The following is a 15,451-nucleotide window of genomic DNA, read 5'->3' as shown; positions in this document are numbered from 1 at the left end:
TTTTTGCAACTGACGTGCGATTATTTATTTAATACTGCTTTCAGTGCTGAACCAATTTCCGCAAGGCTGCGAACGGTTTTTACACCTGCCGCTTCAAGGGCTGCGAATTTCTCATCGGCAGTACCTTTGCCGCCGCTGATGATTGCTCCAGCGTGTCCCATACGTTTGCCTTTCGGTGCGGTGACACCAGCGATGTAACTTACCACCGGTTTAGTCACATATTGTTTGATGAACGCTGCCGCTTCTTCTTCTGCCGAACCGCCGATTTCACCGATCATCACAATGGCTTCTGTTTGCGGATCTTCTTGGAACAGTTTCAAAATATCGATGAAGTTTGAACCTGGAATTGGGTCGCCGCCGATACCCACACAAGTCGATTGACCGAAACCTTCGTCGGTGGTCTGTTTTACGGCTTCGTAGGTCAACGTGCCTGAACGGGAAACGATGCCGATTTTGCCTTTTTTGTGGATATTGCCAGGCATAATACCGATTTTGCACTCTTCAGGGGTAATCACACCTGGGCAGTTTGGACCGATCATTCTCACGCCTGTTTCGTTCAATTTCTGCTTCACTTGCAGCATATCTAAAGTCGGAATGCCTTCGGTAATACAGATTATCAGCTGAATACCCGCATCAATGGCTTCTAAAATCGCATCTTTACAGCCCGCTGCAGGGACATAAATAACAGTAGCCGTTGCACCCGTTGCTTCAACGGCATCACGCACGGTATTGAAAACGGGTAAACCTAAATGGGTTGTGCCCCCTTTACCTGGTGAAACGCCACCGACGAGTTTTGTGCCATAGGCTAACGCTTGTTCAGAATGGAATGTGCCTTGTCCGCCAGTGAAACCTTGGCAAATCACTTTTGTATCTTTGTTGATTAAAATTGACATTTGAATTCCCCTTAGTTTCCGTTTGCTGCGTTAACGGCTTGGATTGCCGCATCGGTCAAAGTGTTCGCAGCGATAATGTTCAAGCCACTTTCCGCTAAAATTTCACGTCCAAGTGGTGCATTGTTGCCTTCTAAACGCACCACGACAGGCACGTTTACGCCCACTTCATCTACGGCGGCGATAATGCCTTCAGCGATTAAGTCGCAACGAACGATACCGCCGAAAATATTCACCAATACCGCTTTAACGGCACTGTCGGATAAGATAATTTTGAATGCTTCAGCAACACGTTCTTTTGTTGCTCCACCGCCTACGTCTAAGAAGTTCGCAGGCTGACCACCGTGCAATTTCACGATGTCCATTGTTCCCATCGCTAAACCTGCACCATTTACCATACAGCCGATATTACCATCTAACGCTACATAGTTGAGCTGGTGACTTTCCGCTAAAGCTTCACGTGGATCTTCTTGGCTTGGATCTTGCATTGCTTTGAGTTGTGGCTGACGATATAACGCATTGCTATCTACCACCATTTTTGCATCTAAGCAAAGTAGGTTGCCGTCTTTGGTGATCACAAGCGGATTCACTTCGAGCAGAGCTAAATCTTTTTCTACGAACATTTTCGCCATTTGCACAAAGATATGGCTGAACTGTTTGATTTGATCGCCTTTTAAACCTAGTTTAAACGCCAATTCACGCCCTTGGTAGCCCATTCCACCGACAAGTGGATCGATCGCCATTTTGTGTAGCAAATGTGGGGTTTTCTCTGCGACTTCTTCGATATTCACACCACCTTCGGTTGATACCATAAACACCACACGTTGTGATGCTCGATCAAGCACCGCACCGAGATAGAGTTCTTTTTCAATACCGCAGCCTTCTTCGATGTAAATCGTATTCACAGGCTGACCATTTGCATCGGTTTGGAAAGTGACTAAACGCTTGCCTAGCCATTGATCCGCAAAAGCACGCACTTCTTGCTCATTGCGAACTAATTTTACCCCTCCCGCTTTGCCACGCCCGCCTGCGTGCACTTGGCATTTTGCCACCCAAACATCGCCCGCAAGCTGTTTGATCGCTTCTGCCGCTTCATCTGCCGATTTACAGGCAATGCCTTTGCCAACAGGAAGTTTGTATTCTGCAAAAATTTGTTTTGCTTGGTATTCGTGTAGGTTCATTGTAGTTTCCTATGTGTGTGTAAATTTGCAAAATATTGCTTGAATTTGACCGCTTGTGATTGATGGGGGCAAACTATGATTTGTCCCAAATCCAAAATGAGGGCGAAAAAGATTTCGCCCTATGGATTAAATTTCCAACAATAAACGAGTTGGGTCTTCAAGTAGGTCTTTAATGGCAACCAAGAAGCCGACAGACTCACGACCATCGATTAAACGGTGGTCGTAGCTGAGAGCTAAATACATCATTGGTCGAATCACCACTTGTCCGTCCACAGCAACTGGGCGATCTTTAATCGCGTGCATACCTAAAATTGCACTTTGTGGTGGATTGATGATTGGCGTCGACATCAATGAACCGAACACGCCGCCATTGGTGATGGTGAAGTTACCGCCAGTTAAATCTTCCACGGTCAATTTACCATCACGACCTTTTTCCGCTAAGGCTTTGATCTGTTTCTCAATTTCTGCCATTGATAGTTTGTCGCAGTCACGCAACACTGGGGTCACTAAGCCGCGTGGGGTGGAAACGGCGATACTCACATCGAAATAGTTGTGATAAACCACATCGTCGCCATCAATTGAGGCGTTCACTTCTGGGTAACGTTTCAACGCTTCGACCACGGCTTTGATATAAAACGACATAAAACCTAAACGCACGCCGTGTTGTTTCTCAAACTTATCGCCGTACTGTTTACGCAGTTGCATAATTGGTTGCATATCCACTTCGTTGAACGTGGTGAGCATTGCAGTGGTGTTTTTTGCTTCAAGTAAGCGTTCAGCAATACGTTTACGCAAGCGGGTCATCGGTACACGTTTTTCGCTACGAGCCGCATAAGCAACGGTACTCACCGTGCTTTCTACTTTCTCGGCCACTTTTTCCACTTTGCGTTTCGCCACAACGGCTTCCACATCTTCACGTGTAATGCGGCCACCTACGCCGGTGCCTTTTACTTCCGAAGCATCGACATTATGCTCTGCAAGCATTCTGCGAACAGCAGGGCTGAGTACATCTGATGCACTGTTATCTGGCTCAAGAGAAGCTGTGTAGCGATCCGCTGGGGTTTCTGCATTTGCAGGCTGAATGGTCGCTTGACTGAAATCACCTGCTTGAGCAGTAGAAAGTACGCCAAGCACCTGTTTGCTGACAACAGTCGCCCCTGTGTCTTGCTGAATTTCGGTAATTACACCGTCTTGAGCGGCAGGTACTTCAAGCACCACTTTGTCAGTTTCGATTTCAACGATCACCTCATCACGTTTAACGGCATCGCCGACTTTTTTATGCCAAGTTGCGACAGTTGCATCGGCAACAGATTCAGGGAGATCGGGAACAAGAATTTCGATAGTCATAGTATTTTCCTTTTTTTGTCAATTCTGCCTCGCCTGTGGGGGGAAGTACTGCTCTAGGCGGGGGAGGGGATTTGCAAAAAATTTGCGAAATCTCACCGCTTGTACCCCTTCGGTTTTGCTTAGTTCTCCTTCGGTACGTTGGCAAAGCCAACGCGTAAACCCAAACGGGGCAGAATTTTATTTCATTAAAGTGTTAATGCATCATCCACCAGCTGTTTCTGCTGTTTGGTGTGGAGCGACATATAGCCAACGGCTGGAGATGCCGATGCTGGGCGACCTGCATATTTGAGTTTCGCATTGTCTGGGATTGACGCCTCAAAATTGTGCTTACTGCAATACCACGCGCCTTGGTTCTGTGGCTCTTCTTGGCACCAAACGTAGTCGGTCACGTGGGCGTATGGCTCGAGTGCTTTTTTCACATCATCGTGTGGATATGGATAAAGCTGTTCGAGACGGATAATTGCCACATCGGTTTGGCTGTTGGCACGGCGTTGTTCGAGGAGATCGTAATAGACTTTACCAGAACAAAGCACCACTCGTTTTACGCCTTTTGGATCGAGTTCGTCAATTTCACCGATGACGTTTTGGAACTCACCATTGATTAACTCATCAAGGGTTGAAACGGCCAGTGGGTGACGGAGTAGTGATTTTGGCGAAATCGCCACTAGCGGACGACGCATTTTGCGGATCGCTTGGCGGCGGAGCATATGGTAAACCTGTGCTGGCGTAGACGGAATGCAGACTTGCATATTTTGTTCCGCACAGAGCTGTAAGTAACGCTCTAAACGGGCGGAGGAGTGCTCTGGGCCTTGTCCTTCATAGCCGTGTGGCAGAAGCATGACTAAACCGCACATTCTGCCCCATTTTTGTTCACCTGAGCTGATAAATTGGTCGATTACAATTTGTGCCCCGTTAGCGAAGTCGCCGAATTGGGCTTCCCAAATGGTGAGCGTTTTCGGATCGGTTGTGGCATAGCCGTATTCAAAGGCAAGTACGGCTTCTTCAGAAAGCACGGAGTCCCATACTTCAAAACGTCCTTGGTTGCTGTGTAATTGGGTGAGTGGTACATAGCCTGTACCGTCATTTTGGTTGTGAATCACGGCGTGGCGGTGGAAGAAGGTGCCACGTCCTGCATCTTCCCCAGATAAGCGAACGTGTGTGCCTTCATCAAGGAGAGTGGCATACGCCATTGTTTCCGCCATCCCCCAATCAAACAACTTATTGCCGTTATACATTTCACGACGATCAGCGTAGATCTTCTCAACGCGAGAGTGTGGACGAACGCTTTCTGGGTATTCGCAAACTCGTTTGGCAATGTCTAAGAAACGTTCTTGTGGGAATGTGCTTTCATACGGATCAGTCCAGTCGTAGTTGAGATATTGTAACCAATCCACGCCTGCCATATTCATTTCACGCCATTCTGGTACCACACGATCACCATTATCCAACGCATCACGGTAGTTATTCATCATCTCAATTTCTTGATCGCTAGTAATGACACCTTCGGAAATCAAACGATCGGCATAGACTTTGCGTGGTGTTGGGTGTTTTTTGATAATACCGTACATCATCGGTTGCGTTGCTAACGGTTCATCGGCTTCGTTATGACCGTGGCGGCGATAAGAGATTAAGTCGATGAAAATATCGCGTTTGAACAAGCAACGATATTCCACCGCCATTCGTGCAGCAAAAGCGACCGCTTCAGGATCATCGCCGTTCACGTGAATGATCGGGGCTTGGATCATTTTTGCAATATCGGTACAGTATTCAGTTGAACGAGTATCGTTCGGGTTAGACGTGGTGAAGCCGATTTGGTTGTTGATCACAATACGAATCGTACCGCCGACTTTGTAACCACGGGCATTGGACATATTCAAGGTCTCTTGCACCACACCTTGTCCTGCCACAGCAGAGTCGCCGTGAACGGTGATTGCGAGTACTTTGTTATGCTCTTTATCGTAAATACGGTTTTGTCTAGCTCGCACTGAACCAATGACCACAGGGCTAACGATTTCCAAATGAGATGGGTTAAAGGCTAGGGCTAAGTGAACTTGTTTATCTTCCACCGCAAAGTCAGACGAGAAACCTTGATGATATTTTACATCGCCAGTACGGTCGCCCGAATGTTTGCCTGCAAACTCATCAAATAATTCGGCTGGTTTTTTGCCGAGTACGTTTACTAACATATTTAAACGTCCACGGTGAGCCATTCCCATCACGACATCAGACATTCCTTGACGCCCTGCGTGGCGAATGATCTCTTTCATCATCGGGATAAAGGCATCACTACCTTCAAGTGAGAAACGTTTTGCCCCTGGGAATTTCGCACCAAGATAGCGTTCTAAACCGTCAGCAGCGGTGAGTTCTTGTAATAGGTTGATTTTTTCTTCTTTAGTGAAAAGCGGCTTGTTCAGTACACTTTCCATTTTTGCCTGTAACCAGTTTTTTTGTGCCATATCTTGAATGTGCATAAATTCAAGACCAATGCTGCCGCAGTAGGTTTCTTTTAAGGCATCGGCAAGTTCGCCGAGTTTGATCATCTCTTTGTTATACACAAAGCGGTTGATATTAAAGGTTTCGTCTAAATCTTTTTCAGTGAAGCCGTGATATTGATAATTCAATTCAGGCACTTGAGAGGTTTTCCAACGGTAGTAGTTGAGCGGGTCGAGATTGGCTTCTAAATGCCCACGGAAACGGTAAGCGTTGATGAATTGCATCACTTTAACCAATTTCGCACTGGCTTCAGGGTCAATGACCGTGACCGCTTCAGCACGGTTTTCTCGAGCTAGGCGACGGAAATAATCCCGCACCGTTGAATGCGGCTGTTCTACCGCCGTTGTCTGAGGTAATTGAGCAAAGATTGCCTGCCAACTCTCATCCACACTGGCAGGATCATCAAGATACTGCTCATAAATTTCTTCAACATAAGATTGATTCGCCCCACCGAGTGCCGTTGAGGAAAGCAATTCATCAAAAGTGTTATGTTGCATACAAGACCTAACCTTATTGTATTTACCGATAAAATGCACTGTGAATTATAGCGAGTTAGATGCCATAAAAGCACAAGGAGCTAAACGATTGCTTATTTACAAAGCAATAATTCAAATAGGCGATATTATGCCTGAAATCAAAATGGAAAACTGTGAAGTAGATCTAGTTTTTCACAAAAATGTAACATCTTTTTTGGGATTTCTTCGACAAGCGGTCAGTTCCTTTAACTATTTTGCAAATTATAGTTTGGTTGATTTTTGTACGAATTATATCTTGTTGATTTCGTGGTGATTCTCAACGAGCTTATCGACCGTGGGAATTTGCATTGATTTTTGTCAAATTTTTTTAGATTAAAAAACTACAAAACACAATATATAGTGTTTATTATATTTAAAAACCACAATATGTTGTGTTTATGTGTCAGTTGAAATTTGTTTCAGAATCCGTTGTTTTTCAAGAGGTGCCTAACGAAGTATCGTTAGCTTTTTTGATTTCAGGCTGCCCACTTGGGTGTAAAGGTTGCCATAGCCGAGAAAGTTGGAATGGACAAAATGGAAAAACGCTCTCGGTTGAATATTTAAAGCAACGTTTGGCTTGTTATCAAGGGCTGATTACTTGCGTACTATTTATGGGGGGAGAATGGCAGCCAGATGCTCTAGTAGAGCTACTTGCCACTGTTCAGCAAACGGGGCTCAAAAGCGGTTTATATACTGGGTTAGAAAAAGAAGAATTGCCGCCTAATTTATTGCCTTTTTTAACTTATTTAAAAACGGGACGTTGGATTCCAGAGCGGGGCGGTTTAAACAGTTTAACGACCAATCAGCGGTTTATTGATTTACGCACGGGCGACATATTGAATCATCTATTTATCAAATAAAGGAGAGCAAAATGATTAGACTTCAACCCGAACAGTTACAAGCCAAATTGGTATTTATTGAGGAATATCTTGCTGCGAAAAATGCGGCGGATGGTTCCAAAATGGATGCTAACGCAAATGTGACACAAAAAAACATTGCCACGATGGAAAATGAACTGATGAAAGATTTTTTCGTGCAGATCAATCGGGCAAAAGTAAGCGGCAAAATTGCCGAACTGTTTGGGCAGGCACTGGCAGATGAATATTTGCGTCAAATTGAAGATCATGAAATTTATGTACATGATGAAACCAGTTTGAAGCCCTATTGCGTCTCGGTTACTTTGTACCCTTTTTTACTTGACGGTTTATCAAAATTGGGTGGTGAGTCAAAAGCACCGCAACATTTAAGCTCCTTTTGTGGATCGTTTATCAATTTGGTTTTTGCGATTAGCTCACAATTTGCTGGGGCGGTTGCTACCGTTGAATTTCTCACTTATTTGGATTATTTCGCCCGTAAAGATTATGGTGATAACTATTTGGAAACCCATTCAAAAGAGATCGCTAATCATCTTCAACAAGTAGTTTATAGCATTAACCAACCCGCTGCTGCACGCGGATATCAAAGTGTTTTTTGGAATATTTCGGTTTACGATCAATATTATTTCAATGCGATTTTCAGTGATTTCGTCTTCCCTGACTTCAGCAAACCGAACTGGGACAGTGTATCCGGATTGCAAGATTTCTTTATGGATTGGTTTAACCAAGAGCGAACCAAAGCGATTTTAACCTTTCCTGTGGTGACTGCCGCTATGCTCACCGAACAAGGCAAATGCAAAGACACGCACTTTGCCGATAAAATGGCGAAGTCTTTAGCGGAAGGGAATGCCTTTTTTATTTATCAATCGGATAATCCCGATTCTTTAGCTTCTTGTTGCCGATTACGCAATCAGGTGGATGATCACACTTTTTCCTATTCTCTTGGGGCTGGCGGGGTAGCAACAGGCTCAATAAATGTGATCACCTTGAATATGAATCGGTTAGTGCAAGATGGGCGGGATTTAGCGAAAGAAGTCGGCAAAATTCATCAATATCAATATGCCTATCGACAGCTGATGGAAGAGTATCTCGCAGCAGGTATGTTGCCCGTTTATGATGCGGGCTTTATTTCATTAGACAAGCAATTTTTGACAATTGGCATTAACGGAATGGTTGAAGCGGCAGAATCGCAAGGGATTGCCGTGGGGTATCACGCTGAATATGTTGAATTTGTCCAAAAACAGCTCAAAACGATTTTCACCGCAAATCAACACGCCAGTAAAAAATATGGGGTGAAATTTAACACCGAGTTTGTTCCTGCAGAAAACCTCGGCGTCAAAAATGCCAAGTGGGATCGTCAAGCAGGCTATCAGGTGCCGAGAGAGTGTTATAACTCCTATTTTTATGTGGTTGAAGATGAACACATCAATACATTGGATAAATTTTTACTGCACGGCAGAGAGTTGGTTGAATGGCTCGATGGTGGCTCTGCATTGCATCTCAATTTAGAAGAAGCGTTAAACCAACAAGGTTATCGTGCATTGCTCGACATTGCCGCCAAAACGGGCTGCAATTATTTTTGTGTGAATGTCAAAATTACCATTTGCAACGACTGCGGACAAATTGATAAACGCACCTTAACTTGCTGCCCTTGCTGTGCTTCGACAAACATTGATTATGGCACAAGGGTGATTGGTTATTTAAAACGGGTCTCTGCCTTTAGTTCATCACGCCAGAAAGAGCATCAACTTCGTTACTATCATCGACAAGCGGCATAGAATTTCCGCTTGTATTTCCAGAAAATGGATTTTACAAGCGGTCACTTCTACGCAATTTTTTGCAAATATTGTATAATTGCGAAAATTTTTCCCCGCCACTGTTACGTTAATAGGAACTACTATGTCTGAAAATAAAAACTGTATTGTTATTGCTATTGCGGGTGCTTCTGCATCAGGTAAAAGTCTAATTGCTTCAACGATTTATAAAGAACTCAAAGAAGAACTCGGTCAAGACGACATTGGCATTATTTCAGAAGATTCCTACTATAACGATCAAACGCACCTTGCGATGGAAGAACGGGTCAAAACTAACTATGACCACCCCAACTCAATGGATCACGACTTACTTGTTTCTCATCTCAAAGCCTTAAAACAAGGGCAATCCGTTGAACTACCTGAATATGATTATACCGAACATAACCGCAAATCCACCGTTACGCCTTTCTCTCCTAAACGTATTATTATTTTAGAAGGCATTTTGTTGCTGACAGATGAAGCTATTCGTAATGAAATTGATGTCTCTATTTTCGTTGATGCACCGCTCGATATCTGTTTTATTCGCCGTTTACAACGGGATATGGAAGAACGTGGACGTACCATGGAATCAGTGGTGAGCCAATATCGCAAAACCGTTCGCCCAATGTTTTTACAGTTCGTTGAGCCATCTAAGCAATATGCAGATGTGATTATTCCAAAGGGCGGGAAAAACCGTATTGCAATCAATATTTTGAAAGCACAAATCAAACAGCTCTTAAAGCAAAAATAGGATAAATTATGCGTTTATGTGACATCGACATCGAACGTTATTTAGACGAGGGCATTATCAGCTTAACGCCTCGTCCGGCTAACGACAAAATCAACGGGGCAACCATTGATGTGCGACTAGGCAATTCTTTTCGTGTATTCCGTGAGCATTCCACACCCTATATTGATTTAAGTGGTAAACGTGAAGAAATGGCCGCTCAGCTTGAACAAGTCATGAGTGATGAAATTCTGATTGCAGACGGCGAAGCCTTTTTCTTGCACCCGGGTGAATTAGCGTTGGCGACCACATTGGAATCGGTCAAATTGCCAGCGAATATTGTGGGTTGGCTTGATGGCCGCTCATCTTTGGCTCGTCTTGGTTTGATGGTTCACGTCACCGCACATCGCATTGATCCCGGTTGGGAAGGCAAAATTGTGTTGGAATTTTTTAATGCAGGCAAATTGCCGTTGGCATTACGCCCCAATATGGCGATCGGCGCCTTGAGTTTTGAAATTCTTAGCGGCGATGCTCAACGCCCCTATAATGTGCGTAAAGACGCAAAATACAAAAATCAGCAGAGTGCGGTTTCCAGCCGTATTAACCAAGACGAATAATTTGCAAAATTTTCTTCGGAACTCACCGCTTGTTAGGCAACTTCAAGCGGTTTTTGTTTACTAACCACAAGCAATCTTTTATTTGTTTTTAAGGGCAGCCAACGATGTGGAAAAAAACCTTATTAGTTTTATGTATTGCCAATTCAGCTTGGGCAAGAACCGAAGTCCAAACAACGCTAGCAGAACTAAAACAGCAGTGGCAAGCGGAGCAACAACAAACCGAAAAGCAGCTTCGTCAGCAACGCGAAAATTTTATACAGCTTGAATCCCTACTCAATGCGGCGGAAAAGCAAGGCAACGTGTCAGATCATCTTTTACAGTTAGCCGAAAAATTGCAAGATCCCACCTATCCATTATTCGATGAATTGCAATGGGCATTACTGAAAGCCAAATTGACGACTGAAGCGGCGAAAAATCCTGCCGTGTTAACGCAGTGGATTGACGATTTCACCGCAAAATTTCCGGAAATTGCCAAGCGTAACCAATTGCCACAACGTCTCTTTCCTGCTTTGTACGATACGCAACAATTTTCTGAATTAGTGGAATATGCTAAGCAACATAAGCCAGATCAATCGAATCAATGTCGCCTGTTTTCGGCAAAATTTCAATTGCTTGCGGAACAGCTTCAACCGAATCCGGAAGCAGAACAAGCGGTCGGTTCCAGCAAAAGTTTTGCAACGCTGCAGACATTGCTTGCCGAATTTGAGCCGTTTTGGTTACAAACAGATAGGCTGTCGAGCGAATGTAACGGCATTGAAGCCTATTGGCGAGACCAAGGCTTAAAAACAGCAGACAAAGTGCAGTTAAAAGCAGTCCATTTATTTCAACAGAAAAGTCAAAAAGGCTTAGAGATCTTGTCGTTAAATGCATCGGGAGATTTAGCGAATTGGTTAAAGACGGTTCAACACTTGCTGGCTTCCCCGCAAAATTTGCAACATTTTGCTGAGAACCAACCGCTTGCAGCTCATAATAAAGCGATTTTACTCGCTGCCTTTCCAGCTATGGTGAAAACCTTACCTGAGCAATTAGAAAACCCAGATTTCTCTCGTTATCAACAATGGGCGGAACGTTGGCAACTGTCGGAAGCAGAGCAGCGTGAATGGAAAATCGTGTTTCTAAACCGTTTGTTTGACAATGCCGATCCTATCTTTCAGTTATGGCGAGACGAGCAGATTACGCAGTTGAAAGCGGATAATCTCACGGAGCGTCGTCTGCGTTTGGCAATTTGGCAACAAACAGATCTCAAACCGTGGTTAGCGTTACTTTCAGATGAGACAAAAAATAAACAAGAGTGGCGATATTGGCAAGCCAAAGCCGATCCAACGCAACGTTTGACAATACTGAAAACATTGGCGAGCGAGCGAGGTTTTTATCCGATGCTTGCAGCGAATAGATTGAAACAGCGTTATCTGCCAACGCTCCCGAAAACTCAGCCGTTGTCGGATTTGCAAAAAAATCAGCTAAACCGATCGCTTGCCAAGGTAGCAGAACTACGCAATTTAGCTCGCTTTGGTTCGGCAAAGTTGGCGTGGATTGAATTATTACAACGTGTCGATTTTAATGAGAAAGTGGCGTTAGCCGAATATGCGATTACGCAGGAATGGTTTGATTTAGCAGTAGAGGCTACCATTCAAGCGAAAGCATGGGATTATCTGCCATTAAGATTACCAAATGCCTATGCCGAATGGTTTAAAGCAAATTTAACTAACAGTGCGGTTCAACCAAGTTTTGCAATGGCGATAGCCCGCCAAGAGAGTGCGTGGAATCCACAAGCACGTTCTCATGCAAATGCAATCGGTTTAATGCAGATGTTGCCAACCACAGCCCAAGCAACGGCAAAAAATCGGAGTTTACCGTATCAACAAGAGCGAGATTTACTTTCTCCATTTAGAAATATTATGCTAGGCACGGCCCATTTAGGGGAGCTAAATGAGAAGTACCCGAATAATCGTATTTTGATTGCCGCTGCCTACAATGCGGGGCCACATCGAGTAGAACGCTGGTTGGCACGAGCAAACAATAAATTGGAAATGGACGAATTTATTGCGTCTATTCCGTTTTATGAAACTCGTGGTTACGTGCAAAATGTGTTGGCGTATGACTTCTATTATCAAATGTTGTACGGTACAAAACCGCCTATGCTTTTCTCTCCAGAAGAACAGCAGCGTTATTAAACAAAAAATGCTCCCAAACGGGAGCATTTTAGTTTGTAAAATAGACTGAGTTATTTACCCTCTCCTCTGAGGGTTGTTCACTTCTCGGGATGTGTGTCCGCTTTTGCTATTTAATCAGCAATAAACGGCTTGACTCACTCATCATATCAGCAATTTTTGGTTGCTCATCTAACTGTTTCTCGCTCATTGGTTCAATTTTCCAAATGTCGCGAGCGTAGTCGAGAACGGAGCGGTCTGACGAGAAGTAGCCCATATTGGCGATGTTAATAATCGCAGAGCGGGTCCATGCTTGCTTATCACGGAAGTAAGTTGCTACTTTTTCTTGAGCATCAACATAGCTGCGGAAATCCGCACAGGCTTGATAGTAGTCGCCAGAGTTCAAGATTAAGTCTTGGTAACGATATGGATCTTCTGGTGAGAATTTGCCGCTGAGAATTTGTGAAATGGCTTCATTCAATTCCGCATCATTCTCAAAATAGTGATATGGCGAGTAGCCATTACGACGTAATGCTTCTACTTGCTCTACGGTATTACCAAAAATAAAGATATTGTCGTTGCCAACACGATCTAAAATTTCTACATTCGCCCCATCAAGAGTCCCAATCGTCAATGCACCATTGAGAGCAAATTTCATATTGGAAGTGCCCGATGCTTCGGTACCCGCTAATGAAATTTGTTCAGAGACATCTGCCGCTGGAATAATCAACTGTGCAAGGCTAACACTGTAGTTTGGGATAAATACCACTTTGATTAAGCCACGGATGCGTTCGTCGCTGTTGATGACTTTTGCAACATCATTGATTAAGCGGATGACTTTTTTCGCTGCATAGTACGCACTTGCCGCTTTACCTGCAAAAATGAATACTCTAGGCTGCCAATCGGCTTCAGAATTTTTCAAAATGCGGTTGTAGTGTGCAATGATATGCAGCACATTGAGCTGTTGACGTTTATATTTGTGAATACGTTTGATCTGCACATCAAAAATGGCCTCAGGGTCGAGCTTGATGCCTTGGGTTTGCTCCACGTAAGCGGCTAATTTGCGTTTATTTTCAATTTTCACCGCAGAAATTGCCGCTTGTAGATCTTTATCATCCACAAATTCGTTTAATTTGCTTAGTTCAGTTAGCTCAGTACGCCATTTTTTACCGATATATTTGTCTAAAATTACGGCTAAACCTGGGTTGGCGATTTGAATCCAGCGGCGTGGAGTGACACCGTTAGTTACGTTAGTAAAGCGATCTGGGTAGATTTTAGCGAAATCAGCGAAAATAGACTCCACCATTAAGTCGGAGTGAATTTTTGCCACGCCATTGACTTTACCTGATGCCACAACAGCCAACCATGCCATCCGAATGCGGCGATCACCATGTTCATCAATTAATGACACTCGTTTAATCAACTCTTCATCACCTGGGAATTTCTCACGTACTTCTTGTAAGAACCAATCGTTGATTTCAAAAATAATTTGTAAGTGACGAGGTAATACTCGAGCCACCATTTCTACTGGCCAAGTTTCTAAGGCTTCACTCATCAAAGTGTGGTTAGTGTAGAAGAACGTTTTGCGGGTAGTATTCCATGCTTGTTCCCAGCTGTAACCTTTTTCGTCAATTAAAATACGCATTAACTCAGGAATGGCAAGGGTTGGGTGAGTGTCGTTTAGGTGGATAGCGACTTTATCCGCTAAATTCAAGCAAGATCCAGATTCTTGTTCATGACGGCGGATAATATCTTGTACTGATGCAGAGCAAAGGAAATACTCTTGACGTAAACGCAACTCACGACCGTTATAAGTTGAATCGTCCGGATAAAGTACACGAGACACGTTTTCAGATGTATTTTGTTGCATCATTGCAGCAAAATAGTCGCCACGGTTGAAGTCCGCTAAGCCAAATACTTTTTCCCCAGCGTGAGCTGACCACAAACGCAAGCTATTAGTTGCAGTAGTTTCAAACCCAGGGATTAATTGATCGTGGGCTTGCGCAACGATTTCTTCATCAGGTTGCCACACGGTTTTTTTGCCTTCTTGCCAAGTGCGACCACCAAAACGAATTGGGAAACGTTTACTTGAGCGTACATATGGCCAAACAAACGTTTGTTCTAACCAATCATCTGGAAGCTCAATTTGCTCACCATTTTTGATTTCTTGGCGGAACATACCGTATTCGTAGCGGATACCATAACCAATTGCAGGAATTTTCATGGCAGCAAGACTATCCATATAACAAGCGGCTAAACGACCTAAACCGCCATTGCCCAAGCCGGGATCACCTTCTTCGTTGATGATGTTTTCTAAATTTTGACCTAATTCGTCGAACGCCGCTTTGATCAGCTCATAAACGCCTTCTGCAATCATCGCATTACTGAAGGTGCGTCCCATCAAAAATTCCATTGAAAGATAATAGACTCGGCGGCTCGTATTCGCTGCTTGGTTACGACGAGTTTGTAGCCATGATTCAGTAGAAAGGTCACGCACAACACGCAATGCTGCATTTAACCAGTTACGACGGCTGGCTTCTCGAGGTTCAACGCCTAATGCGAAAACCAATTTATGCAAAATTGCATTTTTTACATTTTGAATGTTTTCGGGACTCAGATGGGTATCTGTTTGGTAACTGCCCATTTATTACTCCTGATATGTTGAATTTATCAATAAAAAATGGCGATATTTTACCAAAAAAATTCGATTTACAGCGTAATTCTTCAGAGAAATCATTTTTTTGTGAGCTGTTTCAGAAATTTAAGAAAAAGTAGAAAAAAAAGTTGGCTTTTTGTTGATTTTTCCTTAGAATTCGCTCTCGGCTTTTCTGAATGGAAAGCCATTTATTTTTATGGGAATAGC

At 43.8% G+C, this 15,451-nt stretch carries 10 protein-coding genes; 5 read left to right on the top strand and 5 right to left on the bottom strand.

Going from position 1 to position 15,451, the window contains the following annotated elements; all coding sequences use genetic code 11:
- Positions 1–20: 20 nt before the first annotated feature.
- The 4 genes from sucD to sucA form a co-directional block, all read right to left on the bottom strand.
- Positions 21–893, bottom strand: coding sequence for a succinate--CoA ligase subunit alpha (gene sucD, locus A4G17_RS08975; RefSeq protein WP_123955927.1), 873 nt, complete (start codon positions 891–893; stop codon positions 21–23).
- An 11-nt stretch (positions 894–904) separates the two neighbouring features.
- Positions 905–2,071: an ADP-forming succinate--CoA ligase subunit beta gene (gene sucC / locus A4G17_RS08970; protein ID WP_123955928.1), complete on the bottom strand. Its 1,167-nt coding sequence runs from the start codon at positions 2,069–2,071 to the stop codon at positions 905–907.
- A gap of 126 nt (positions 2,072–2,197) precedes the next feature.
- Positions 2,198–3,418, bottom strand: coding sequence for a 2-oxoglutarate dehydrogenase complex dihydrolipoyllysine-residue succinyltransferase (gene odhB, locus A4G17_RS08965; RefSeq protein WP_123955929.1), 1,221 nt, complete (start codon positions 3,416–3,418; stop codon positions 2,198–2,200).
- Positions 3,419–3,603: 185 nt separating this feature from the next.
- Positions 3,604–6,408, bottom strand: a complete 2,805-nt coding sequence (sucA, locus tag A4G17_RS08960) for a 2-oxoglutarate dehydrogenase E1 component (RefSeq protein ID WP_123955930.1) — start codon at positions 6,406–6,408, stop codon at positions 3,604–3,606.
- A gap of 416 nt (positions 6,409–6,824) precedes the next feature.
- Between sucA and nrdG the strand changes: the two genes are divergently transcribed.
- From nrdG to A4G17_RS08935, 5 genes are all read left to right on the top strand, one after another.
- Entirely contained in the window at positions 6,825–7,286 is a 462-nt protein-coding gene (gene nrdG, locus A4G17_RS08955) for an anaerobic ribonucleoside-triphosphate reductase activating protein (RefSeq protein WP_123955931.1), read from the top strand.
- Positions 7,287–7,297: 11 nt separating this feature from the next.
- Complete coding sequence (gene nrdD / locus A4G17_RS08950) at positions 7,298–9,079, top strand: anaerobic ribonucleoside-triphosphate reductase (RefSeq protein ID WP_123955932.1); 1,782 nt, start codon at positions 7,298–7,300, stop codon at positions 9,077–9,079.
- Between the two features lie 121 nt (positions 9,080–9,200).
- The gene (gene udk / locus A4G17_RS08945) at positions 9,201–9,845 is read left to right on the top strand and encodes a uridine kinase (protein ID WP_123955933.1); all 645 of its coding nucleotides are present in this window, start codon (positions 9,201–9,203) and stop codon (positions 9,843–9,845) included.
- 8 nt (positions 9,846–9,853) lie between these two features.
- The gene (dcd, locus tag A4G17_RS08940) at positions 9,854–10,438 is read left to right on the top strand and encodes a dCTP deaminase (protein ID WP_123955934.1); all 585 of its coding nucleotides are present in this window, start codon (positions 9,854–9,856) and stop codon (positions 10,436–10,438) included.
- A 104-nt stretch (positions 10,439–10,542) separates the two neighbouring features.
- Positions 10,543–12,612: a transglycosylase SLT domain-containing protein gene (locus tag A4G17_RS08935; RefSeq protein ID WP_123955935.1), complete on the top strand. Its 2,070-nt coding sequence runs from the start codon at positions 10,543–10,545 to the stop codon at positions 12,610–12,612.
- A 106-nt stretch (positions 12,613–12,718) separates the two neighbouring features.
- Here A4G17_RS08935 and A4G17_RS08930 read toward each other — a convergent pair whose 3' ends face one another.
- Positions 12,719–15,232, bottom strand: a complete 2,514-nt coding sequence (locus tag A4G17_RS08930; protein WP_123955936.1) for a glycogen/starch/alpha-glucan phosphorylase — start codon at positions 15,230–15,232, stop codon at positions 12,719–12,721.
- Positions 15,233–15,451: the final 219 nt, after the last annotated feature.

The organism is Frederiksenia canicola, assembly GCF_011455495.1.
In the GTDB taxonomy this organism is placed as follows: domain Bacteria; phylum Pseudomonadota; class Gammaproteobacteria; order Enterobacterales; family Pasteurellaceae; genus Frederiksenia; species Frederiksenia canicola.
Note: the sequence above shows the minus strand (reverse complement) of the source record. Positions and strands in the feature narration are given on the sequence as shown.